Raw genomic sequence first — 24,074 nt, forward strand, 5'->3', positions numbered from 1 at the left:
AGACTTACTAGTTACCATCAATTCATAATACGTGGTATAATTATTTAAAAGGAATGGAGAGGTTTTTATGTCAGATAAAAAACTTTTAAAGTCAGAAAAACTCCGATTGAAGAACGACCAATTACGTGCACAAGGAGTTAACTTAGAGAAAAAATGGGGCAAAAAACTAGTAAATAACGGGTTGAATTCAAGTGCAATGGCAGGCTCTCCAGGAACAAATCCCACAAATTTAGAAATAAAAGGATCAAAATCTTTAGAAAATGGGCATGAAAAATAAATAAAAAAATAGACTATTTAAAGCAAATTGCTTTAAGTAGTCTATTTTTTATGATTATACTCATCTAACTCTTTGAGCTTTTGAACAAACTCTTGATACAAAGAAGTCGTCCATTCTGTTTCAAAATCATCAATGTAGCCTTGTTCTTTTTCGTGTAGCATTTTATCCACTTCACTAGTGTAATAGGTGATTAACCCTTTAATATCCATTATATGCCATCCCCTATAGTCATTGCTCTCTTTTTAGATTATCTTATTTTGAACTAAAAAACAGACCAATTTTTGGATAATCAAGATGACTTTTTTGACCTTTAAATATTTTTCTATTAGAAATTAAATCGGTACCCACTACCCCAAATAGTTTCGATTGGAAATGACGTAACACCATTTTGTTTCAACTTTTCTCTGATACGTTTGATATGCACTGTTACAGTCGATACATCACTATAAAATACTTCTTGTTCCCAGATTAATTCAAATAATTTTTCCTTACTCCACACAGTATTAGGATGAGTGACTAGGAATAATAATAATGAAAACTCTTTAGTCGTAAAAATAACCTCCACATCCTTCACGTATACTTTTCTGGCAGAAGGTTCGATTCTGACATCATCAATTGTGATAAACTCCTTTTCAACTGGTACTTGTTGTTGCGTCAATTTCGTAAATCGTGACAAATGGGCTTTAACACGTGCGACTAGTTCGTTGGGACTAAATGGTTTGATCATATAATCATCAGCACCTAATCCTAACCCTCTAATTTTATCTATGTCTTCCGTTTTGGCTGATACAATAATAATCGGTATGTGTTTTTCTAACCTAATTTGTTTGCATATTTCAAATCCGTCCATATTAGGTAACATCACATCTAATATAACTAAATCGTAGTCACCATTTAATGCTTCTTCTAACCCTTTTTTACCATCATGCTCAACATGAACGTTGTAGTCATTTATTTCCAGATAATCTTTTTGCAAATTTGCAATGCTTTCATCATCCTCAACTATCAATATCTGATTCATGATTATCCTCTCCTTTTACTTTTGGCAAAGTCATACGCATATTGGTCCACTGACCTTCCTCACTTGTTACTGATAGATGACCACCATGCTGTAAAACAATGTATTCTGTAATATTCAGACCTAAACCTGATCCTTTGGTTGATGGTGTCCGTGATTTATCCCCTCGATAAAAGCGATAAAATGCTTTGTCTGCTTGTTCTTTAGACATACCTATGCCGTTATCGAGTAAGTCTATGATGACGTCATCATCTCTTTCTATCAGAGATAAACTAATCTGATTTATTTCTTTGCTTTTATCTAAAAATTTAATACTATTTTGTACGATATTCGTTAATGCTCTATGAAATTGTGTCGTGTCAGCTTTAACGTAAACAGCTGTCTGCGGTAATTGAACGCTCCATTCGATAGATTCCTCAACTGAATAATCATCCATAAAATCTGCCAAAAATATTGTCAAATCAATTGTATCATAGTGAAACGTGACAGCATCCATATCAAATTTTGAATATAAAAATAATTCTTCTATCAATTCATTTAAACTTTGAGATTTTTTATAAATAGTTTGCAAGTACCTCTGTTTTTTCTCATCAGTATTAGCCACACCATCCATCATGCCCTCAACATATCCCATGATTGATGTGATAGGTGTCTTTAAGTCATGGGAAATATTAGCAATCAACTCTTTTCTATTATCTTCATATTGCTTACTAAGTTTTTCAGCTTGAGCTAATTCAGTCCACATGTTTTTAAAGCTAATTTGAAGACGTTCTACCTCTTTGACAATATGTTCTTCTGGGAATCGCTCAATCTCTGTTAAAACGTCCTCATGTTCTTTAACAGAATAGGTAGCTTCCTCCAAATGTTCAATCGGTTGTATGATAGTTTTTTTTAGGCGTTGAACGATTAATGACGCTAATAATATGGCAAGTAAGATGATGATTAATATGAGCCAAATCCCCCATTTTGTAAAGAATTCTAATAAATTACTCTCACGCTTCAGTACAATAATACTACCAAGCTTTCCATCGTCATATAAAAAATCTGATTTAATATAATGATACATTTTCCCCGCATTATCTAATGTTCCAATCGGTTCAAAATTATTTAATTCATAGTTTGGAGCATGTACTTGTAACGATTTTTCAACTAACCCATTAGAGTAGTATGAAAAATTCTGTTCTTTTCGGATCACGACATATAAATTTTTTTCTTCTATTGTTTTAATCAATTTTGTAACACGATCATTTAAAGGTAGCTTTAGCTGTTCTGGATTTTCTTGAACAATATTATATAATCCCAAATAACTATTTTTTTCATCTGCTGTAAGTGAACGTTGTGTCGTAATCATTTTATAGATGGTGGTAATATTAGGAACTTTCCCCAATGCTACGTAAAACGTCAAAGAAACAATCAGAAAAAAAGACGCAATTGTGATTGCTATCGCACTGATGTATGAATAAATAAATCGTTTTTTTATCGTCACTGGCACCACTCTCCTCATCTATTAGTTTAGCGTAATCACCCATTTTTATAAACTATTTCTGTTACTAGTTCATAGTTGTTCATTTTTATTTTATAATCGTTCATCATGAGTTTATTTAACGTTAATTTTTACCTTATATACTAAAAGTATCAGATAACACAAGGAGGAAACAATGATAAAGAAAAAAGTATACACATTATTATTTACAACAGCTTTAACAGGAGCAATATTAACAGGATGTTCTACTGCAAATCAAACATCGAATTCAAGTGATAGCTCAACTGCTAAATCTAGTACAGTTGAATCATCTTCAACATCTGAACAAGCAAAAGAAAACTCAATCGGGGCAGAATATACCTCAATTTTATCTTCTACTAACTGGCAAGGAACAGTCGTAAAAGATGCGAAAGGAAATGATTTAACAAAAGAAAATGCCGAATTCATTGGACTAGCTAAATATGATGCCAAAACAGGGTATTACGAGTTCTTCGATAAAGAAACTGGTGAAACACGCGGTGATGAAGGAACATTTTTTGTGACGAATGATGGCACCAAACGTATTTTAATTTCCACAACTAAAAACTATCAAGCTGTGGTAGAACTAACGGAAGTAAGTGATGAGCTATTTACTTATAAACGTATGGGAAAAGATAAAGAGGGTAATGACATTGAAGTGTTTGTTCAACACGTTCCTTATGATAAAGAACTATCTTTCACTAAAGGGCGCGAAGATTTAACAGCCAAGACTGGAACAATCGAGACAAAGACACCTGGAGATACTATCCTTGGTAACACTCTATGGAATGGTACAAAAGTCTACGACGAAGATGGCAATGATTTAACGGAAGAAAACAACATGTTCATCAGCTTAGCTAAATTTGATGACACTGATAATAAATACGAATTCTTCGATATTGAATCAGGTGAATCTAGAGGTGATTTTGGATACTTTAAAGTCATTGATAACAATAAAATACGTGCACATGTGTCGATTGGTGAAAACAAATATGGTGTTGCTTTAGAAATGACTGAATTAAATGATAAAAAATTTACGTATAAACGATTAGGAAAAGACAAAGATGGTAACGAAGTAACGGTTTTTGTAGAGCATGAGCCTTATTCAGGTGATCATTCACCAGCGTTTACGTTTTAGTAAAAAAACTTAGAAGTTGATCGAAACATAATTTTTAAAATGAGAATCACTAAACTACACAAACAAAAAACCCATGAAGTCAGTATTTAACCAGCTGATTTCATGGGTTTTTCTATTTTAAGACGTTAGGAATAGTCTTTTTAATTTTTACCACAACTTATCAAATAAGATCTTTTTCAATAAAATTAGATAATATTCGTCAAATTTAGTTAACTCATTAAAATACTTAGCATAGATTAACAACCGATTATCACTTTTACAAGAAATCACCTATTAACAGATCTTGCAAAACGTGAAACAGTATGACGCTCCCCACGAATAGTATCAGATAACTCTTTTATATTCTTTATACCCACTAATCCCATATTAGCATCCCCAATATGTTGGATATCAATACCTAATATTTTATTTCTCAAACCAATTTCTCTGATAGTTTGCGGATTAGCACTCTCTTGAGAAGTACCAATAGCACTCATCACTAAACGATTATTATTATGAGCCGTATCAACTGCTTCTTTAACCATTTCTTCTGTAATTCCCCAAACTGTTCCCACAGCTGGAACAAGAATAATATCCGCCCCTGCATCAATAAATACTTGTGTAGAATCCTTACTTACTACAGGCTCATCTACCCCAGCACTATGCATTTTACCAGCAATTATAACACCATTAAAATAGTTTTTGGCCAGTTTAATATTTTGTGCAATCAACTCATTTGTTACACCTGTCCCTGGATTTCCTGTTAACAATATAAAATCAAAGCCTAATTGATTAGCTAATTCAAAAGTATCTTTAGAAGCCTGTCTCCCCAAAGAAATATTTAATTTATTAGAAAACATTTCTGCGGAAGGATCTACAGGTTCAATATTAACACCGATTGGTAAACCTATCAATTTCTTTAAATCGTGAATTATATCTGACGGTTGATGATTTTCTGTATGATGATACAACCCTTTAATTTCTGGAGACAACAAATCAAAACAATTCAATAAAATCATATCTGCTCCATAAGATCTTGCAATTTCACTAGTCGTGATATCTTTAATCAAAGGCTCTTCTACAACCACATTTTCACTTAAAATAACTCGACCTTCACTTGCTTTGATACTTTGAATTAAATCTTCTTTACTAAATGCTTCAATGTCACTTACATTAGCACTTATTAGTCTTTTAACCATCATCTACCTCCAATTACTTAGTCTCTGCGTAACAAACACTATAAAGGTCAATTATTTCTTTTGCTAAATCAATAAATGATATGCTTGTCATTAAATGATCTTGTGCATGGACAAGTAATAATGTTACTTCCACATTATTCCCTGAGGCCTCTTGTGTTAATAAAGCGGTTTGTGCCCCGTGAGCATCTACAATATGTTTTTCTGCCGATTCAATTTTTTGTCTTGCCTCATCAAAATGTTTCTGTTTAGCTTCTTGTATTGCCTCCATTGCATCACTTTTTGCATTACCTGATTTAACAATCAAACTCATAATGGTTGTTAATAATTCTTCTTTTGTTTCTCCCAAAATATCCCATCCTTCTCTTATAATTTACAGAGCATCAAAATCGAAATCTTCAAAGTTAATGTCATCTTCTAATTCTTCCGCATAATTTTTTTCTTCCTCAAGGTATTGGCGGTCCATCATTTTAACAAATGGATAATAAATGACCATGCCTAGGAATAATAGTAAAACTTGTAATACTGCTCCTTGCCAACCACTTACTAAGAAACCTGAAAACACTATTGGTGTTGTCCAAGGTAATTGAATGCCATTAGTAAAAGGAACTAATCCCCAGCTCATCGCAAAGTAAGCAATAATTATATTAATTGTTGGAACTAACACAAATGGAACCAAAATAATAGGATTTAATACAATAGGTAAACCAAAAATAATCGGCTCATTAATTCCAAAGAAACTTGGAACTATTGATAATTGTGATAATTTTTTGATACGTTGACTCTTACAAAATAAAACCATGACAATAACTAGAGATAATGTGGATCCAGCTCCACCAAATGTCGCAAACATATCTTGAAATTGTCCTGTGATAATATTTGGAATTTCCGTATGTGCCTTATAAGCTTCTAAATTTTCCATTGATAACGCTCTTAATACTGGGTTAAAAACCGCTCCAACTACGCTACTTCCATTAATTCCAAAGAACCAAAAGAAATGTAAGAAAATATACGCAACTATCATTGCACCTAGTGTGTTTCCTAAAGATAATAATGGCATTTGTAATAGATTAAAAATGATATCTTGTAAGCTCCCATAAGATGTTAACGTTACCAACCAATCAATGACAAAAAACACAAAAATAATCACAAAGCTTGGTATCAATGCTTCAAAGGATTTAGACACGGTTGGTGGTACACTATCTGGCATTTTAATTTTCCAACCTTTTCTAACGACCCAAACAAATAATCTAGTTGCAACTAATGCTGTAATCATTCCTAAGAATAAACCACTGGAACCCATCCATTTTAGCGGTAAACTAGTAACTTCATAAACAGTTTCTGTGTTTTCAGGAGTAAAAAATGTGGTATAAGGCGTCACGATAAAGAATGCTACTAACGAAATAATTGCCGCTTGCATCGCATCCTCATCAAACTGTCTAGCTAAACTATACGCAATCCCCGCTACTGCTAAAATAGTCATAATATCAAAACTAGCACTAGCAGGGACCATCATATGACTCGCCCATTCTTTCCCTAGTAGCGCACTCATCCATGTATCCCATTGATTCAGTGGAAAATTAGCAATTAATAAAAAGAACGACCCTACAATTAATACAGGAGTAGATAATAAAAAACCATCTCGTATAGCAATTAAATATTTATTCTCACCAATTTTTTTTGCCATTGGTGACAATACTCTCTCTAGACTATTTAGAAACTTTTTCATCCCTCTCACCTATTTCTTTTTATTATTTTTTGCTAATTTTAACGCTTCTTTTAAAGCTTTTTCTCCGTCCATTGCTCCATATATCTCTGAATCAATGACCATAACCGGAATACCTTGTGGCTCATATTCTTCTTTTGTTTTATTAAATAAAAAACGTACTTGTGGTCCTAAAAGAACTGCAATTGGTCTTTCTTTTTCAACAATTTCTTTAATTCTAGCAACTGGATAAGCTGTAATATCTAAAGGTAGGTTATGCTTTTTCACTACTTCCATCATTTTATTAACCATAATACTAGTAGACATCCCTGCATCACAAAATAAATATATTTTTTTTGTACTCATTGTTTATTCTCCATTCTATTTTATTGGCGCCTTAATTCTGTTTTCATATGCATCTAGCCATTCTTGTGTAATTGGCTCGATCATTGTTGTATGGTTTTCACCCATATTTGCTATGTAGATAGCTGCTTTGTTTTGATCATTTCCAACTGAAAAGGTAAACTCCACATTAGTAGCAACTCCCCAATCGCCTTTATTATTCATTGCAACTAAAGACATCGCTCCACATTTTCCGTATTTTTTGGTTAATTTATCATGAAATGAATACACTGCTTCATCACATGCTTCTTGTGGTGTCATTCCTCCCTCCATTTTACGAACAATTTCGTATGAAAGAATTCCTTTCATTAAATCTTCACCTAATCCTGTTGCAGCAGCTCCACCAATATCACTGTCCACGTAAAATCCAGAACCTGATAATGGAGAGTCTCCAACGCGTCCAGGTTTTTTCATAAAAAGGCCAGAGCTTGATGTACCAGCACTCATACTCCCTGTTTTGTCGAGACTGATTGCCCCAATCGTATCATGACCATCATAGGGACTAAGCGAGTGTTTCGCCATATCATCTAAGCGTTTTTCCCATAGTTTTCTCGCCCGTTCGGTCAACATATTTTTTCGTTCAAATCCATTTGTCATGGCGTACTTTGTTGCACCTTGACCAACTAAGAAGCTATTAAATTTTTCATGACTTAACTTTCTCGCCACAGAAATTGGATGACACACATCTGTAATCCCTGCCACTGCTCCAATTTGGAACGTATCGCCATCCATAAAGGCGGCATCCATTTCCAGAATCCCTTCAATATTTGGTAAACCACCATAACCAACAGACTTGTAATAAGGATAGTCCTCGACATGTTTAATAATCATTTCAATGGCATCATTAGATGTTCCATTATTCTTTAATAGCTCTAAGGAATCTTCAATGCCTTCGTGTGACATCCGCCAAGTCGCTATGCTACCAAATTTCATTTAATCACCTCTTTATAATATTATAACGCTTTCATTATACAATAGTATATACCATAATGTCTATACTGATTACGACGTTATTTTTAATCACATGCTAAAGATAAAATTGCTTCCATATATATTTCCATGTTCAATAATAAATCTTTCTCATCCATATATTCATCACTATTATGAGCTATCCCTTTTTGACCTGGAAGTGAAGGCCCAAAAGCAACAGTATTCGGGAAAAAACGTGCATATGTTGCACCAGTTGTTGTCACTGGAGTACCGTCTAAACCGGTTATTTTTTCATAGACCTCACTTAATTTTTTTACATTTGTATCATCTTTTGGGAAACTTGTACTCTTTAATTGTCGAATAATGTTAATTTCACTTTCTTTAGGCACAACTTTATGCAATTGTTCTGTTACCTCTTCTTCTTTCGTTGAAACTGGATATCGAATAGCTATGCTCAACTGAATCGTATTTTGCTCAACCTTCAATTCATAGGGGGTTAAAATTAATTTCCCACTATCCTCGTCCTCAAAATCTAAACCAATCCCTTCACCATAATGTTTCTTTGAAAAACTCTCTTCGACCCATGAAAAATAACGGCGCAATTGATCTGACATTTCTTTGTTACTAGACAGTTTTGTAGCTAGTATTGTAATGGCATTTTCACCTAATTCTGGTGCATTTGATGGCGAACGTTTACCTAAAACGTGATATGACTCTTCTTGAAATATTGCTGTTAATTCATCCGGCACATGCGCACTAGACTGATCTCCCTGAATCGTTAAATGTTGTAGTTCATTTGCATCAAAATGCGTAGAGATAGTATAATTTACAATTCCTCTTTCTCCATAAACAACTGGGTATTTACAATCTGGTGTAAATGCAAAGATAGGAGCTATTTCTTCTGCTAAATACAAAGGCAAGTCTGAACTGCCACTTTCCTCATCTGTTCCAAAAATTATTCTAATGGGTGTGATTGGCTTAATCCCCATATCTTTCAATAATTTCAATCCAAACAAACATGACATAATCGGTCCCTTATTATCTAAGACTCCTCTTCCATAGAACTTTTCATCTTTTTTACTCAATTTAAACGGTGGAAATGACCATCCATCACCTGCTGGAACAACATCTAGATGTCCCACTATCCCAATATAATCATCACCTTCTCCAAATTGAGCATAGCCTACAGCATCATTCACAATATTTGTTTTAAAGCCATAGTCTGAAGCTATCTTCATCACTTGTTCCAACGCTTGTTTTGGACCTATTCCAAAAGGGGCATTATCCAAAGGGGCTCCCTTTACACTCTCAATTTGCATCACTTTATCTAAATCTTTATAAAATTCTTCTTTATTTTTCTCTATTAAATGTTTTATATTTACTGTCATCGGTCTTCTCCTTAATTATGTCCTCTTACTAAAGTATTTTTGAAAGTATATCTATCCGCTCTATAATATGAAATATCGTATAATATCGGAGTCGCATTAATAGCAAACGTTATTGAATTTACTAAAAGTAATGGATCTCCCACTGGAACATTTAACAACTCGGACATCTCTTCATTAACCAAAATCGCTTCTACTTCTTGATGAGAATAGGCAATTTCTACTTTCGATTCAATCCATTTAAACAATGATTGATTAAAGTCTTCTTTTGATAACCCATCTACATATTTTTCACTTAAATAAATTTTTTCAACCGTCATCGGTTCATTATCTAAGCTTCTACATCTTACTAATTCATACACTGTATCAGATTCGCTTAACTCCAATTGAGTCATTATTTTATCATCTAACTGTTTAAGTTTTTCAAAAGAAATAACTTTAGTATCACTCGTTTTTCCATACGCTTTTGCAGCTTCAGTAAATCCTTGCAATCCATCACGACCACTTTGGATTTTTTGTTGTGACATGACATAGCTACCTTTACCACGTTTTTTTACGATAATATTTTTTTTAATCAACAAATCGATCGCTTTTCGAATTGTTAATCTACTACACTCAAATTCTGTTGATAAATCATACTCAGATGGCAATTTTTGAGAGCTTACATAGATACCTTCTTTAATCCGTCTTTCTATTTCTTGTGCAACACTCACATATACTGTCTCCGTATTTTTTTTCTCTTTCATAACAATCAAACTCCTACTTTTTTATTTTTCCATTATTTATTGATTTACTGATAAACGAAGAAATTGGCTTTTGGCTGCTTATGGAATTGAGGCAGTTTCTTAATTAGCTAAAGAGACTCTAACAGGCTATTATTCATCACTACCAATATCATTTACTTTAATTTTTTACATTTTATTAAGCTACTTAATACATTAGCAATTGTCTATTTAACACACAAATATGTTAAACAACTTTACTTTTCGGTTTAACTAGGTGTAACCTATACAATCATCTTTCATTACTTTTTAGTATATACTAAACAAAATATACTATTTTTAAGAACGTTTTACAAATGATGTTAAGAAAAATAAAAACACCTCTGTTAGATTCGTATAAAAACGACATAATCAGAGGTGTTTGAGGATGTTAATCATACCTTACCAAATATAAATAATTAATAACTTAATGTTTCTAGTCTTGGTATGTTTGATCTAATATTTCTTTAGTCTTTAAATATTTTTCTTCCAGTGAATTATAATCATCTACATCCTTTTCATCAAGTTTCTTGTTTTGTATATTTACATCATCTAGGTCTGTGTTAGATAGCGTATCGAGTTTGGGCAGAAGTGGATTAGATTCTTTATCCCCTATAAACACTTCATTTCCAAACTTAAATGATTTTGCTTCTCTGCCACTCATCATGACCTTAAAGGCACTATTCATTAAGTATACTCTCCCTTGATTTGCTGTTTCGTGTGGAAAGGTCGTTGGTGCATACGTTGCATCAACATAAGTTGGGCTACCTAACCAAGTAGCAATAGAAATCTCAGGCGAAGCCATTACAAGAAGTGAATCTGGTGACTTATTTTGACTATTTGGTACAGAGCTCTCAAAATTACTTGATCCTGACTTCATGACATAGGTATCTTGACTAAAACCTGTGTATTTAGGTCCTGCATAAGGTTCTGAGCCGTTTGCTCCAGTGGCTTCTTTTAACATATTCACCACGGTTTTTGCCGTACTGGAACTCATCGTTCGTTTGCTTTCAGCATCAGAAAGATTAATTTTGACAGAGTCTGTTTCAATACTTTCAATAGTTGTTGGTTCAACTCGAACCCCATCGTTACCAAATACACTAAATGCTGAAGATAGTGCCAAAACATTTGTAGGGTAATTAATTGCTTGCTCAGCTGTGTAATTTGAGCCTTTTGGGTTATATGATGCTAGGCCGAGTGGTTCCATCATAGTATTTTTTTGCTGATCATTGGTCATCTGAAATGCCTCAACAGCAGCTGTATTTAGCGACAGCCCTAAGGCAAATGATGCACTAACTTTACCAAAATTCTGATTGCCATAATTATTAACTTTCCAATCTCCTACTGTAAAAGAACTTCCATTTTGAATCGTATTTGGTGTCAATCCTGCATACTCAACAGCTGTAGCATAATCAAGAAGTGGTTTTATTGTAGAGCCTGAAGATCGTGTTGCTGTATATGGAATCATCGGATTATCTGAATTAGTTGCAAGACCTATAATATGTCCTGTTTTCGTATCTACAACGGAAATAGCAGTCAAACTTTCTTTATGTTCAATATATCCATTAGGTAATCGGTCGTCCTGAGGATAAGTCCCTTCTACTATGCTATGTAACTCTTTTAATTGATTACTATCTGCATAAGTTTTAACCGTAATCGTGGTATTTTGCGGTAAATTTAAGCTACTCAATTCATCTTTCACTTTTGCAACATAAGGTTGGTATTCCTTTGGTGTCCCTTGCTGCTTATATCTTTTTAATGCAAACTCTTCCTTTTCACTTTGGACTAGTTCGACGGTTTGTTTATATATTTTATCACCAATCAGCTCATTTTCTTTCATAATTGCTAATACAGTAAGCGTCCGTTGCTTACCACTTTTTTCAAAGTCTTGAACATAAACTGATGGTGATTGACCTAACCCAGCCATGTAAGCAATCTGAGCTACCTGTTTGGGGTCATTTGTATCCATATCTGACATATCATTATCAAACAACTCAATTGAGGCTGCTCTAACTCCTACAGTATTGGGTGTTAGACGTAGTTCATTTAGATAAGCTTTTAAAATATCATCACGATTATATTTTTGTGATAGCTTTCTAGCATCAATTAATTGAATAATCTTATCTGACAATGTATTTTTATTGTTTGTTCCAAAAACCATAATCTTAACCAACTGCTGCTCAATTGTTGAGGCACCTCTTGTAACAACTTTTTGACCTAGTTTTTTTCTGACTTGCGACACTACTGCCCCCATTGTATCTTTAATGGAGAAACCATTTGTTTTTCTCGTATAAAAAGACGCATCCTCTACAGCAAGAAGTGTGTCTATATATAATTTATCGACATTCCATGTTGGCTGATATTTAACGGGATCAAATTTAACGACGACATTGTTTTTATCTAACGGTTCATCATTTTTATCTAAAATAATGAAAGACTGTGTGATCTTCTCATCAATGTTTTGAATTTCAAGTAAGGAGCTGTAAGGACTGTAACGTTTACTTATTATATAAGCTCCTATCGACATAGATAGTATTACAATCGTAGCAATCATACCGAGAATAATGGCTGTTAAGTGACGACGGTTAAGAAATCTAGAGCGTTTCTTTTTATTGTTTTTTGAAAACATCGATAACCTCCTCTCCTTATTTGTTCAATCTAGTATTCTTAAAATAAAAAATTTTAATCATCCGAACTTGTTGTTTCTTCTGTGCTTGATGAAGTCGTCTCACTTGTTGTTGAAGAATTAGAGTTAGACGTAGATGAGCTACTTGATTCTGAAGATTGCGTTCTTTTTTCAACTGGTTGATTTTCAACCACTATTGTAACAGTAGAGCCTTTAACGATATATTTATAACTTTGAGATGAAGGATCCTGTTTTAAAATGAGATCTTTTTCATTCCTATCCCAACTCTCCGTACCGCGGATGTTCTCAGGAACTGATTCTCCACTTTTATACATCGTATTTGTATACCCTTGTATACTCAAATTTAAATCCAATTGATTTATCTCTTCTTTAGCTTCTTTAACAGTCATGCCAACTATATCCGGCATATTCACTGACCGTTTAATTAATCGTTCATTAGTTTCTAAATCAGATTGAAGTTCGCTATACTTTTTTTTAAACTCTTCTACCATAGTTTTTGACTGAATATAGCTATTTGTTCTATCTATATAATCACCTAGCTCCATACCAAACTTAGTATTTGGTTCAGGAATAGTTTCTATGAGACTGGCATAGGAAAAAACTTGATCTGTTATTTTATTTGCTTCAATTATATTATCATTTATATCATCCAATAAGCTAACAGATTTTTTAAAGCTCTGTTCATTTGTAACTGTCAACATGCCTTCTTGATTATATATTTTATGCAATAAGTCAAGCAAATCTTGTGCCTCTTTGCTCATTTTTTCAGAGTCTGCAATCGTTGCGTTTTGAAAAACAGCCATTAATTCATTATACTTTTTAGGTAATATGCTTTTATAGTACAACACATATAATTCTTCAATATCTATATCTTCTACAATATCAATACGTCTCTTTATGTCCGACATAGCATTATCAATATCTGAAACGTCCGTGTTACCTTCCATTACTTCTAATAATAACTCTTTATTTTTAGCTAATTTCTTAACCTTTTCATCATTTGCTTCATACAACCAAGACTCAAAGGCATCATTTTTTAAAGATCTTATTAGCCTAGTATCTGTTTCTTCAATCCTAGTTAGACGATATATTTCTTCTTGTGTTATATTTTGTGCTTCAGGAATATCGTTAATATAATGATATGCTTTAAAAAATAAATAAGCACTGACTAAACTGACCATTACAAAAAATGAATAAAAAAACATTTTCCAAGATTTACTTATTTTTCTATATTTTTTATTTTTGGTTTTTGATAACCTCACACGTTTTTTCTTTTTCATTTCATATAACCTCATGTGTTTCTTATTATTAATATAGTTAGGTGATTTTTAATAAATCTATATTTTATTATACACTAAAAAGAATAAAAAAGTTCTAAGATAAAGTTTTCAATTGTCTGTATGGAAAACGATTCTTTATCCCATAATGTTGATATTATCTAACAAACATCTCTTTTCCTCCTTCTAAAAAAAACCTCTTAAAAAACTGCTGAACACAATTCCCTCACCAACTTAAACTCCTGCAGTTTCCTGAAGTTTTAAAGATAGATGAATTTAAATTGCATGCTACTAGTGAAGATAAAATGAGCTTTATATATGCCGATGGAAAAACAGGAGAATTAGTAGATATACTGCCTAGTCGGACATTAAACGAACTCACTGTTTATTTTAATCGTACGCTCTTAGAGGAACGACAGAAAGTAAAATTTCTAGTCACTGATATGAACGCTGCCTATTTTCAATTGACTAAAGAAGACTTTCCATCGGCTGACCCAAAAGTCTTAAAAATAGAAAAATCCCATGAAATCAGCTTATTAAAACACTGACTTCATGGGATTTATATTTTGTTAGTTTAGTTATTTTCATTTAAAAAGTTACTTTTGGGTCAGCCTCTCATCATCTTATAATTTTAACTCATAGTTATAATATATATTAAAAAAACATTTGGTACTCCACTGTATAACCTAAAATGGAAACCTACTTTATTAAGTCAAAATTATTCTACAAGTAATTAGTAAAAAAAGATACTAATTTTCCAAAAGGAATCATTTCTACCTTGTCATACAAATCAACATGATTTGCCTCAGCAACCACAAATAATTCTTTCGGTTCATTTGCTAAATCGTATGCTGTTTCACTAAATGCGCATGAATGTGCTTTACTTCCCATTATAAACAAGATTGGACGTGGTGAAATAGATTTAATGTAAGATAATAAAGGAAAATTCATAAAAGAAAAGCTACTCGTTATACTAAATTGAGTAGTCGCATTAGGATGGTACCCTCTAGGTGTTGAATAAAACTCACCAAACTCTTTGCTTATTGGATCCGTTTCATCTGTAAAGCCAATTGCAGCTCCTCTAGGGCCTAATGTTTGATATCCTTGTTCAAAATCTATGTACCGTTGTTCCGCCATATCATCTAAACGACTATTTCTTTCTTCTTCTAACATCTCTGAGCCTCGTTGTGCTGTTGAAATGTCGTACATACTAACTGTTGCAACAGCTTTAATTCGTCTGTCTACTTGTGCAGCACTTAATGCAAATCCACCACTACCACAAATACCGATAGCACCTATTTTATTTCGGTCCACAAATGATCGTGTCCCTAAAAAATCAACACACGCACTAAAATCCTCTACAAATAAATCTGGAGATGATATATGCCTAATTTCACCGCCACTGTAGCCATTAAATGATGGGTCAAACGTTAAGATGATAAATCCACGTTTAGCTAACTCATTAGCATAAATACCAGGTCCTTGCTCCTTTACCCCGCCATAGGGTGATCCAATGACAATTGCAGCATGTTCTTTAGATAGGTCTAGTTTTTTATCATAATATAAATCTGCTGAAAGCCTTATGCCAAACCTATTTTTAAAGGATACATGTTCTCTTGAAACTTTTTTATCCAATATAAAAATATAATTTCCATCTGTTGCCATATTTTTTCTTCCTTCCTTTCTATCCGTGACTTGCCATAAATTCTTCAAATAAATCGTACTCTTTTTTCTGATCAATTTCTTCTTCATAAACGGCTATTTTTTTATCTAATAAATCTAAGTTTTGTTGATAATTCAGAATTTGCTCATTAATTTTATTTCGATGCGTTACCAAAATAGACATTAATTCTTTTAGTGAAGGATTATCTTGCTTTCTAAGCACAACATACTGTTTCATATCTTGCAAAGACATTCCTGTATCTTTCATATGCATTAGAAATTCAACCCATAATCTATCTTCTTCAGAATAAACTCGATTTTTCCCTTTTCTTTTAGGTGAAATTAATCCTTCTTTTTCATAAAATCTTAGCCCGTGACTTGTCATTCCAACTAATTCTGCTAATTCACCAATACTATATTCCATTTAATCTTCCTTTCTTTTTTTTAAACTAACTAATTTAATACTGGTTATCACTAGAATTAAGCAAATTAAAATATAAAATTCAACTAAAAATAATGTACTCTCATCCTTAATACTTAAACTACTTTCAAGTACTGATAAACTAATCGGCGCTAAAGCTACTGCGATATTAAATCCTATTAACAACAATGATGTGCTTTTTTCGGATTCGTCATGACCTATTTGATTAAATAAATTAAACAAATAGGGAATAAATAATCGAAATGAAAAACCACATAATATTGAATATATTCCCATAAATAATAGTTGACTTGATTCATAAAAACCAAGCATCGAAATAGCTAATCCGGTAAACGATAAAATCACTACCCATTCTCTGAATTTTTCTAGTAATCCTCCAAAACAGATGCCCGCTAACATAGCTCCTAATCCGACAAGTGCGATCATATTACTACCATCAGTTGCATTACCAATACCTTTTTCTATCAGTAAACGAGTTATTTTAATAGTGATGGACATATAGATTGTGACAACAACGACAAGTAAAAGAATTGATAAAAGAATGTTCTTCGACTGTTTAATTGATTTATCTAGAGACTTTTGTTGAATAATTTCTTCTTTTTTTATATCAGGCACATATTTATTGAACAATATTAAAACTAGAAAAGCTAAAGCATAAGCTAAAAATGATACTTGCCAATCAATTTTTAATAATTGTCCTACTAGAAAAGTCAATAACATTCCACCTATACCTTCAAATGTACTTTGTAACCCAATCATTGTTGACAATTGATTATTAGAATATATTTCACTTGAAAATCGGTATAATAATGGGTTAAACAAACCTATCCCTATACCAAATACCATTCGGCTAATAAAAAATAATGTGAATGAATTGGTTAATAACGGGGCTAGGCTTGATAACCCTACAAATAACAAACCTAAACTTACAGTTTGTTTATATCCTATTTTTTTGGCTATCTTATAACTAAATGCAACCGTCAAAACAATAAATAGTGAAGGAATCGTGGTAATTAATTCTATTAGCACCTTATTTACCTCGGGATAAGATGTTGCAATTGTTGGTATATTCCCAGCTATCGCCCCTCCCGATACAACAAATAATGAGGCTGATAGCAAAGACCCCTTTGTTAGCCCGTTTTTTGTTACATGATTAGTTGCCATAAATATCTTTCACTAAATCAAATGCACTCCAGGCTTTAGGCCATCCTGTATAAAATGCTAAATGTGTGATAACTTCTACTATTTCTTCTTTCGTCACACCATTTTCTTTCGCTTTTTGTAAATGTGCTTCTAACTGCGGCACCCCTTGTGTCATTAAACTTGCAACCGTAATCAAACTTCTATCACGAGCCGATAGTTCTTGTTCTCTGCTCCATACTTCGCCAAATAAAATATCATCATTTAATTCAGCAAATTGTGGAGAAATATCTCCCAGTATGTCTCTCCCTGCTGTTTATTTTTTCATCTTATTATCCCCTTTACTTTTTAAGCGTTAAATAAATATCATCTGAAACAGGCTCTAGCCATTCTGGTGTTCCTGCCGTAATAGCAATATGTTCAAACCAACTATCTATTGTTGCACCATGCCAATGTTTCACACCATCATGAGTCACAATAACATCACCAGCTTTTAAAAATTGTGCTTCTTTTCCATCTTCTTGATACCAACCTTCTCCACCAGTCACTAGTAATAATTGAAATCCATCATGATGAATATGCCAATTATTTCGACAACCTGGTTCAAATGTAACATTACCAACTCCCACACTAACTTCTGGATCTGCAATCAACGTATTAAGATAACTTTGACCGATAAAGTATTGACTGTAAGCGTCATTTTTCTCCCCTGCTGGAAATATAATTCCTTCTCTTACTTCTTCATTTTTTACCATTATTAATTCCTCCTACTATAATGTTTGTAATGAACTAACCAATTTGATACTGATTTTTGTGATGTTTTTACACGGGAACCTTGGATGGCTAGTCCAGGCATAACGCTAGATAATGGACATACTTTGTTTAATTCATATAAACTGCGTCCAAATCCACTTCCTTCGTGTGTACAAAATGGGTAAATAATTTTCTTCGATACGTTTTCCTGTTCTAAAAAGTGTTTCATGATTCTTGGCATTGATCCACACCATGTTGGAAAACCAATGAATAAATGATTGCCATACAATGGATTTTTTACAGAATAATATGCTGGCTTACTATTTTCCCTAAGTTCTTTTTCAACAATATCAATTGTTTCTAAATACGATATTGGGTAATCTTTAACTGGTTTAATTTCAACCATGTCACAGTCTAACTGTGATGCGATGATTTTAGCTAATTGTTTCGTATTTCCTTGATTGATTATATTGATTTGACCATTAACTAAATTCTCACCTTCTCTTGAAAAATAAATTACTTTTACCAACGTCTCACCTCACAAAAAAATGTACCATTAACTTATTGAACAAGTTAATGGTACAGCTTTTTATTCGGAATAACGAATGCCTATTGATATATGTACTATGCTTCAAAAGCATGTTGGAATGTTTCTATAAACCTTTCAACAGTAGGCGAAAACATATGATTCTTTTTCCACACTAAGACACAATTTGTTGTAATTTCTGGTTCCAATGGTAAAAAGGTTATCTCAGTGTCTTGACGATTATATACAGCTCCTTCAATAGTCAAAGCAGATCCAACCCTATTAGCAACTAAAGAAAAGACGTTGAAAATTAAATTGAATGTCCCAACGATATTTAAATCTTCCTCGTCTATCCCTTTCCAAGAATAAATCATTTGTTGAATATCATTTCGGGATGAGATAAGTAGGGGTACACCTATCAACTCTTCAAGGTGAATACTTTCTTTCTGAGTTAAGTAAGATTGGTTGGATACAAGAAGGCCCCATCTCTCCTTACGTGGTAATGGAAAAATGTGATAATTAGTGATTTTAATCGGCTCCAACAGAATCGCAATGTCTAACAATCCTCGCTCTAATTTTTCAACAATATCATCACTTGTGCCACTAAAAATAGAAAAACTCACCTGTGGATGCTCTTCTGTAAATTCTTCTAACATTAAGGCTAATGTATCTGAATTATCTGCCTCTACACATCCAATATTAATATTTCCTTTAAGTAAAATATCCCCTTTAATCTGAAATTCACGTTCTGTTTCATCTGTTAGATACAATATTTCTTCTGCTCTATTTTTTAAAAATTGACCAGATTCGGTAAGGTACATCTTTTTATCTTTTCGAATAAACAATGTCGTTCCTAAACTTTCTTCAAACTCTTTTAATTGTCGACTTAATGTCGGTTGAGTTATATGTAATACTTCAGCCGCTTGGGAAATGGTTTGTTCTTTTGCAATAGCTAAAAAGTATCGTAATAGTCGAATTTCCATCAGCATCACCTAACCTTTTAATGATTTATATAAATGATGACTCATTTTTTTTATTATTGCAACTAATTAGTTGACATAGAGTACACTCTAAGTCGTATGCTTATCTTATCAACTTATTAAAGGAGTGATTTATATGAATAGACCGTATATTTTTTGCCATATGGCAACATCTTTAGATGGAAAAATCATGGGTAAATATATGGGGGAACCCAAAAGTAAATTAGCGAGTGACTGGTTCTACAATATTGCGTTTGGCGAACAGGCACATTATAAAAACCAAGGGTGGTTATCAGGTAGAACAACGACAGATGATAATTTCACTCATTATAAAAAACCGGATTTAAATGCTGATGCACCTATTGTTCCAGAAGGTGATTTTATTCTTCCTAAGAAAACTGATAAATACTATATTTCCATTGATACGTCAGGAAAGCTTGGCTGGCAAAGTAATACTTTGAAGTATAAAGACACAACTGCTACTGTACTTGAAGTCTTAACGAATAAGGTAAGCAATGCTTATAAAGATTTTCTTAGACGTAAAGAAATTTCTTATATTATCGCTGGAGAGGATTCTTTAGATATTGCTTTACTTCTAGACAAACTTAAAAATGTTTTTCATCTAGACTCTATTATGTTAGGTGGAGGCGCTGTATTAAACTGGTCGTTTATTCAAGAAGGATTTTGTGACGAATTAAGTCTTGTATTATCACCTGTTGCAGACGGTTCTCCTGATACACCGGCTTTATTTGAAGCTAGAAAAAATATTTCAGAAGATACACCAGTATCATTTACATTAAAAAACATTGAAACAAAAGATAACTCGTCTGTATGGCTAACTTACTCTGTAGATAATCGAAAAGACGCTTAAATAGAGAAACTGAGGCTGACCCAAAAGTAACTTTTTAAATGAAAATCACTAAACTAACAAAGTAAATATCCACCCGTGAAAACGGGTGGCTTTTTAATAGCCCTAGAAGAGCTCACTACTCACATATCCTCTAAAAAACCTCTTAAAAGACTGCTAAACACAATTCGAGAAACTTTCTATTTTTTAAATGGATTCATATATTCTCGTTTACTTATACTTTCTCTTACTCTGTCATCTGCTTCTTGTTCTCAAATATATTTTTGCATTGTCTTTTGATTTAAACCTACTGTGCTAACATAATAGCCTTTCGACCAAAAACTTCTATTTCCATATTTATATTTCAAATTTCTTTGTTACTCATAAATTAAGATAATACTCCTTCCTTCAAGAAACCTCATAAAAATTGACACTAATTGTTTTGGTGATATTTTTATCAGCATATGAATATAATCCGTCATTGCGTGTGCTAAACTTTTATCGTCATTAGACATAAAGAAGCTATTTCTTTCACGCATGGTTTTTCTGTTTCGCACGAAATCGTGCGAAACAGAATAAAGTTATTAAACAGAAACCCCATGAAATCAGTGTTTTAATAAACTGATTTCATGGGGTTTTTTCTATTTTAAGACTTTTGAGTTAGCTTCTTACTGTTATAATGTATATTTGAAAATATAGTTTATTCAAAATAACATTTTTTAACTTGTAACTATAATACTAAAGAACGTTACTACTACACTAATTAGTGTAAATATAATCATCAACCATACTTCAGTATAAAAATTTGTCGTTGTTGCAACAATTATAGATAACCCAATAGGCCCTCCAATTTGGTGCATCGTATTTGTTATTCCGCTAGCAATACCTGCCATCTCTTTAGGTGCTTGATACACACCTGCTGATGTAACAGGAGCTAAAATCAATCCTTGACCTAATCCCAGAACTATCATTGGAATGAATATGGCTAGCCAATATCCATTAGTGATGTCCGATAGAACCAGTATAATCAAACCAATTGCTAATATTAATTCTCCAACAAACAAAATATTATTGTTTCCAAATTTTCTAGTTAAGTAAGGTAATTGCAACGCCGCTATAAAGTTAACAATCGTTAAAGGTAAAAATGCCAACCCTGATTCCAATGCTGTAAATCCATACTGACTTTGTAGCATTTGAGGGATAAAAAACCAAAATGGAAGCATCGTCATCATAAATAATAATCGAGCAACATAAGCCCCTAGTCTCACTCTATTTTTAAATAAGTTTAACGGTAGTAATGGATAACTTATTCTATTTTCATAACGGATAAATCCGGCTAAACTAGCCATTCCTAATAGTATGATCCAAACACTTTTTTCACTCAATCCATAGATTAATCCAGCTAAGCCAATTATAGATAAAATACTTCCTAAATAATCTATTTTTTCTTTTTTTAATTGAGATTTTTTTACAAATTTTATGGTTAATAGAAGCAAGATTAATGTAAATGGCACATTAATCAGAAAGCCCGCTCGCCACGAAATAAAACTAGTCAGGCCACCACCTATAATTAAGCCAACACTTGATCCAATACCCGCAGTTGCACCATAATATGAGATAGCTTTCTGACGTGTTTCATTCTCATAAGTATCCATGATTAAAGCTAATGTTGTTGGCGCAATAATTGAACTTCCCACTCCTTGAATTGCCCTCATTATAATCATCATTAACCCACTTTGTGATAATCCAATTACCAATGAACTTAATCCAAAAATACTTAAACCTAAAATAAAGACTCGCTTTCTGCCAAGTAAATCGGATAGTCGTCCACTAAGCAAAAGAAATCCACCAAACGTTATAGTATACGCACTTGATACCCAAGATAATTCTTTATGCGAAAGTGATAAACTATCTGCAATTTGCACAGAGCTCGTAAAAATAATTGAATTATCCATTAAAATTAAAAAATAAGCCAACAGTGTTATGGGCAATATCATACCGAATTTTTCTTTTGTCATTCTAATCCTTCTTTACTATTATTTATTGATTACTATTTTTTAACCACTCATCAATTTCTTTTGATACTTCATCTTTGCTATCTCCTTTTATCGCCAGTAAAATACCATTCTCTTATTCTCCCCCTTTAATAGAAAAGCCTTTTAAACCATTCGCTCTATTTGATTCATCTTCTATCTGCCTAAATGTATATCCAACTCCATCGCGACCATTAGTATTAAAAGGAAGAACCGTTTTACCTGTAAAGTCATATTCATCAAAATTATCTAGTTCTGTCTTTCATTCTGGGAGAACTTCATTTATTTGTTCCTGTTCCTGTTGATTGACTTCTTCTCTACAATCCATTAGTCTTTTTTCTTTTGTTTCGATTTGAAATAGGTCTCTGTCCACTTTATCCCGTATTAACTCCGCAATAACTTGTGTATTTTTTGATCGTGAATAATAAACAATTAAGGGATTCATTTTTATTGCATCCTTATTCTTATTTCGGAACAACTTGTGAACACTATACGAATTAAATTCATTAAAGATATTATCTTATTTTAATTGGTTACTTTTTTCTGTATCTAACATTCGTTTCATAAACCACTCAACTTGTTGAGGAGCATCGTGATCAAAGAAAGCAGATTCTTTTTTATCTAGTTGAGCAATCTTTCCCATATCCTCTTTTGACAATTCAAAATCAAAAATATTAAAATTTTCTGCCATACGTTCAGGATGAACAGATTTTGCTAAAGCAATGATGTTTCTTTGCATTAACCAGCGCAATACCACTTGTCCCACTGTCTTATTATATTTTTTTCCAATTTCCTCTAACTCCCTGTTTGTGAACAACTCATGTCGTCCTTCCGCAAATGGTGCCCATGCTTCTATTTGAACATCATATTTTTCATGCCATTTCTGATCTTCTATCCGTTGATTCCAAGGATTGACCTCTATTTGATTAATTTGAGGTTTTACTTCATTTAATCCAACAAACTCAATCATTTTAGATGATTTAAAATTTGATATGCCAATTGCTCTCAATTTTCCTTCTTTTTGGGCAGTCACTAAGGCTCTCCATGCTCCATAAACATCTCCATATGGTTGATGAATAAGATATAAATCTAAATAATCTAAACCCATGATGGAAAGTGAATGCTCTATTGTTTTCATTGCTTTTTCTTCCGGTGTTTGTAAAATAAACAATTTAGATGTGATGAACAATTCATTACGAGTGACGATACCTTCTTCAATCGCTCGTTTAATCCCTTGTCCTGTTTCTTTTTCATTTCCATAAATGGCAGCAGTATCAATTAACCTATATCCAACTTTTATGGCTTGATACACAGACTCAGCTGTTTCTTCTAATGGTATTTGATAAACACCAAACCCAAGTTGTGGCATTTCGACTCCATTATTTAATTTAATTATATTCATATACTCGTCCTCCTAAACATTTATTAGTACACAATTAATCATAAACCTTAGAGTTCACTCTATAGCAAGTAAA

26 protein-coding genes and 1 pseudogene are annotated in these 24,074 nt (G+C 32.8%); 4 read left to right on the forward strand and 23 right to left on the reverse strand.

Annotated features, from left to right (window positions below):
- Positions 1-67: 67 nt before the first annotated feature.
- A complete protein-coding gene (locus tag BW731_RS04255) occupies positions 68-277 on the forward strand; it encodes a hypothetical protein (protein WP_079346018.1) in 210 nt (69 codons plus the stop codon).
- A 41-nt stretch (positions 278-318) separates the two neighbouring features.
- On the opposite strand, the gene BW731_RS12595 is transcribed toward BW731_RS04255, so the two are convergent.
- The 3 genes from BW731_RS12595 to BW731_RS04265 form a co-directional block, all read right to left on the reverse strand.
- Positions 319-486 carry a hypothetical protein gene (locus BW731_RS12595; protein WP_158080161.1) on the reverse strand — a complete coding sequence of 56 codons (168 nt, stop codon included), beginning with the start codon at positions 484-486 and terminating at the stop codon, positions 319-321.
- 116 nt (positions 487-602) lie between these two features.
- On the reverse strand, positions 603-1,298 hold the full coding sequence (locus BW731_RS04260) for a response regulator transcription factor (protein ID WP_079346020.1): 696 nt from the start codon (positions 1,296-1,298) through the stop codon (positions 603-605).
- On the reverse strand, positions 1,276-2,781 hold the full coding sequence (locus BW731_RS04265; protein WP_233120432.1) for a sensor histidine kinase: 1,506 nt from the start codon (positions 2,779-2,781) through the stop codon (positions 1,276-1,278). Before BW731_RS04265 ends, BW731_RS04260 begins: the two co-directional genes overlap by 23 nt.
- Before the next feature lie 172 nt (positions 2,782-2,953).
- On the opposite strand from BW731_RS04265, the gene BW731_RS04270 reads away from it, so the two are divergent.
- Positions 2,954-3,934, forward strand: coding sequence for a DUF4822 domain-containing protein (locus BW731_RS04270; protein ID WP_079346022.1), 981 nt, complete (start codon positions 2,954-2,956; stop codon positions 3,932-3,934).
- Between the two features lie 266 nt (positions 3,935-4,200).
- Here BW731_RS04270 and BW731_RS04275 read toward each other — a convergent pair whose 3' ends face one another.
- The 9 genes from BW731_RS04275 to BW731_RS04315 all read right to left on the reverse strand — a co-directional run bounded on the left by BW731_RS04275 (position 4,201) and on the right by BW731_RS04315 (position 14,219).
- A complete protein-coding gene (locus tag BW731_RS04275; protein ID WP_079346024.1) occupies positions 4,201-5,112 on the reverse strand; it encodes a DUF7916 family protein in 912 nt (303 codons plus the stop codon).
- A gap of 13 nt (positions 5,113-5,125) precedes the next feature.
- Positions 5,126-5,422, reverse strand: a complete 297-nt coding sequence (locus BW731_RS04280) for a PTS lactose/cellobiose transporter subunit IIA (RefSeq protein ID WP_079348552.1) — start codon at positions 5,420-5,422, stop codon at positions 5,126-5,128.
- A gap of 60 nt (positions 5,423-5,482) precedes the next feature.
- Entirely contained in the window at positions 5,483-6,838 is a 1,356-nt protein-coding gene (gene celB / locus BW731_RS04285) for a PTS cellobiose transporter subunit IIC (protein WP_079346026.1), read from the reverse strand.
- Positions 6,839-6,847: 9 nt separating this feature from the next.
- Positions 6,848-7,180, reverse strand: coding sequence for a PTS sugar transporter subunit IIB (locus tag BW731_RS04290; protein ID WP_071456226.1), 333 nt, complete (start codon positions 7,178-7,180; stop codon positions 6,848-6,850).
- Positions 7,181-7,195: 15 nt separating this feature from the next.
- Entirely contained in the window at positions 7,196-8,149 is a 954-nt protein-coding gene (locus tag BW731_RS04295; RefSeq protein ID WP_079346028.1) for a N(4)-(beta-N-acetylglucosaminyl)-L-asparaginase, read from the reverse strand.
- An 83-nt stretch (positions 8,150-8,232) separates the two neighbouring features.
- Complete coding sequence (locus BW731_RS04300; protein ID WP_079346030.1) at positions 8,233-9,534, reverse strand: Sapep family Mn(2+)-dependent dipeptidase; 1,302 nt, start codon at positions 9,532-9,534, stop codon at positions 8,233-8,235.
- Between the two features lie 11 nt (positions 9,535-9,545).
- Positions 9,546-10,277 (reverse strand): GntR family transcriptional regulator, LSA1692 subfamily, encoded by a 732-nt coding sequence (locus BW731_RS04305; RefSeq protein ID WP_079346032.1) that lies wholly within the window; start codon positions 10,275-10,277, stop codon positions 9,546-9,548.
- Between the two features lie 451 nt (positions 10,278-10,728).
- Entirely contained in the window at positions 10,729-12,921 is a 2,193-nt protein-coding gene (locus tag BW731_RS04310; protein WP_079346034.1) for a transglycosylase domain-containing protein, read from the reverse strand.
- Positions 12,922-12,974: 53 nt separating this feature from the next.
- On the reverse strand, positions 12,975-14,219 hold the full coding sequence (locus tag BW731_RS04315; RefSeq protein WP_079346036.1) for a PASTA domain-containing protein: 1,245 nt from the start codon (positions 14,217-14,219) through the stop codon (positions 12,975-12,977).
- A 263-nt stretch (positions 14,220-14,482) separates the two neighbouring features.
- Between BW731_RS04315 and BW731_RS04320 the strand changes: the two genes are divergently transcribed.
- Positions 14,483-14,764, forward strand: coding sequence for a transposase (locus BW731_RS04320; RefSeq protein WP_408645962.1), 282 nt, complete (start codon positions 14,483-14,485; stop codon positions 14,762-14,764).
- Positions 14,765-14,939: 175 nt separating this feature from the next.
- On the opposite strand, the gene BW731_RS04325 is transcribed toward BW731_RS04320, so the two are convergent.
- The 7 genes from BW731_RS04325 to BW731_RS04355 form a co-directional block, all read right to left on the reverse strand.
- Positions 14,940-15,929, reverse strand: a complete 990-nt coding sequence (locus BW731_RS04325) for an alpha/beta hydrolase (RefSeq protein WP_233120434.1) — start codon at positions 15,927-15,929, stop codon at positions 14,940-14,942.
- Entirely contained in the window at positions 15,901-16,302 is a 402-nt protein-coding gene (locus BW731_RS04330) for a MerR family transcriptional regulator (protein WP_079346041.1), read from the reverse strand. Before BW731_RS04330 ends, BW731_RS04325 begins: the two co-directional genes overlap by 29 nt.
- Positions 16,303-17,484: an MFS transporter gene (locus BW731_RS04335; RefSeq protein WP_079346043.1), complete on the reverse strand. Its 1,182-nt coding sequence runs from the start codon at positions 17,482-17,484 to the stop codon at positions 16,303-16,305. It abuts the gene before it with no gap.
- Positions 17,474-17,761, reverse strand: coding sequence for a carboxymuconolactone decarboxylase family protein (locus tag BW731_RS04340; RefSeq protein WP_233120536.1), 288 nt, complete (start codon positions 17,759-17,761; stop codon positions 17,474-17,476). Before BW731_RS04340 ends, BW731_RS04335 begins: the two co-directional genes overlap by 11 nt.
- A gap of 40 nt (positions 17,762-17,801) precedes the next feature.
- Positions 17,802-18,215, reverse strand: coding sequence for a cupin domain-containing protein (locus tag BW731_RS04345; RefSeq protein ID WP_079346045.1), 414 nt, complete (start codon positions 18,213-18,215; stop codon positions 17,802-17,804).
- Between the two features lie 2 nt (positions 18,216-18,217).
- The gene (locus BW731_RS04350; RefSeq protein WP_079346047.1) at positions 18,218-18,742 is read right to left on the reverse strand and encodes a flavodoxin; all 525 of its coding nucleotides are present in this window, start codon (positions 18,740-18,742) and stop codon (positions 18,218-18,220) included.
- A gap of 95 nt (positions 18,743-18,837) precedes the next feature.
- Entirely contained in the window at positions 18,838-19,722 is an 885-nt protein-coding gene (locus tag BW731_RS04355; RefSeq protein ID WP_079346049.1) for a LysR family transcriptional regulator, read from the reverse strand.
- 133 nt (positions 19,723-19,855) lie between these two features.
- Here BW731_RS04355 and BW731_RS04360 point away from each other — a divergent pair, with 133 nt between their 5' ends.
- Complete coding sequence (locus BW731_RS04360) at positions 19,856-20,590, forward strand: RibD family protein (protein ID WP_079346051.1); 735 nt, start codon at positions 19,856-19,858, stop codon at positions 20,588-20,590.
- A 176-nt stretch (positions 20,591-20,766) separates the two neighbouring features.
- Here the strand turns inward: BW731_RS04360 and tnpA are convergent.
- From tnpA to BW731_RS04380, 4 genes and pseudogenes are all read right to left on the reverse strand, one after another.
- Positions 20,767-21,057 (reverse strand): annotated as a pseudogene (gene tnpA / locus BW731_RS04365) (IS200/IS605 family transposase); the annotation flags it as partial.
- A 228-nt stretch (positions 21,058-21,285) separates the two neighbouring features.
- A complete protein-coding gene (locus BW731_RS04370) occupies positions 21,286-22,584 on the reverse strand; it encodes an MFS transporter (RefSeq protein ID WP_079346053.1) in 1,299 nt (432 codons plus the stop codon).
- A 277-nt stretch (positions 22,585-22,861) separates the two neighbouring features.
- A complete protein-coding gene (locus BW731_RS12840; protein ID WP_233120435.1) occupies positions 22,862-23,044 on the reverse strand; it encodes a hypothetical protein in 183 nt (60 codons plus the stop codon).
- Between the two features lie 75 nt (positions 23,045-23,119).
- Entirely contained in the window at positions 23,120-24,001 is an 882-nt protein-coding gene (locus BW731_RS04380; protein ID WP_079346055.1) for an aldo/keto reductase, read from the reverse strand.
- Between the last annotated feature and the right edge of the window lie 73 nt (positions 24,002-24,074).

Source organism: Vagococcus martis (assembly GCF_002026305.1).
Lineage (GTDB): Bacteria > Bacillota > Bacilli > Lactobacillales > Vagococcaceae > Vagococcus > Vagococcus martis.